The sequence below is a fragment of the Entomohabitans teleogrylli genome (assembly GCF_001484765.1).
GTDB classification, from domain to species: Bacteria; Pseudomonadota; Gammaproteobacteria; order Enterobacterales; family Enterobacteriaceae; genus Entomohabitans; species Entomohabitans teleogrylli.
The window spans coordinates 1-998 of the sequence record NZ_LLXO01000086.1 but is presented as its reverse complement, the minus strand read 5'-3'; the positions used below and the strand labels follow the sequence as shown (position 1 = coordinate 998).

At 65.5% G+C, this 998-nt stretch carries 1 pseudogene; it reads left to right on the top strand.

Features of this window, described 5'->3' with window-relative positions:
- A pseudogene (locus AQ981_RS27930) lies at positions 1–998 on the top strand (filamentous hemagglutinin); the annotation flags it as partial.

Here is a 998-nt window from a genome sequence, read left to right as displayed (position 1 = left end):
GGCGGCAGCTTCACGTTCGGTTCGATGAGCGGCTCGGGCAGTGTCAGTCTCAGCCGTGACAAAATGCACAGCAATTACGATTCGGTGGTGGAGCAGACGGGGATTTTTGCCGGCCGGGGCGGGTTTGATATTACGGTTGGCGGTCATACCCAACTGGCTGGGGCCGCCATTGGCTCCACGGCGGCGCCGGAGAGGAACCGGCTGGAGACCGGGACGCTCGGTTTCGGGGATATCGGTAACCGGGCGGATTATAAGGTGGAGCACCAGAGTAGCGGTTTCAGCAGCGGCGGCCCGGTCGGCAGCCAGTTTGCCGGTAATATGGCGAACACGCTGCTGGTCGGTGTGAACCGTGAAGGCCATGACAGCAGCGTGACGCGCTCAGCGGTGTCGGCGGGCACGATAGTGGTGCGGGACCGGGAGCGCCAGCAGCAGGATGTGTCGACGCTGAGCCGGGATGTGGCGCAGGCGAACCAGAGCCTGTCGCCGATTTTTGATAAGGAGAAGGAGCAGAAGCGGCTGCAGCAGGCGCAGTTAATCGGCGATATCAGCAGCCAGGTGATGGATGCGGTGCGGACGGAAGCGGCGATAGCGGCGTCGGCGCAGGCGAACGAGGATATCCGTAAGGCGACGCCGGCGCAGCGGGCAGAGGCCAGAGCGGCGTGGGAGGCGGCGAACCCGGGTAAAAGCGCCGGAGACGGCGATATCGACCGGGTGCTGTTCAGCCGGGCTTATGATGAGGCGATGCGGAACTCTGCGTCTGGTACCGGGGGTAAGTACCAGCAGGCGATGCAGGCGGCGACGGCGGCGGTGCAGGGTCTGGCGGGAGGCGACCTTAAGGCGGCGCTGGCGGGAGGAGCGGCGCCGTATCTGGCGGAGGTGATAAAAAACAGCACCACCAGCGACAGCGAACGGGTGATGGCGCATGCGGTGGTGAATGCGGCGCTGGCGAAGGCACAGGGTCATAATGCGCTGGCGGGCGCAGCGGGCGCGGCCACGGG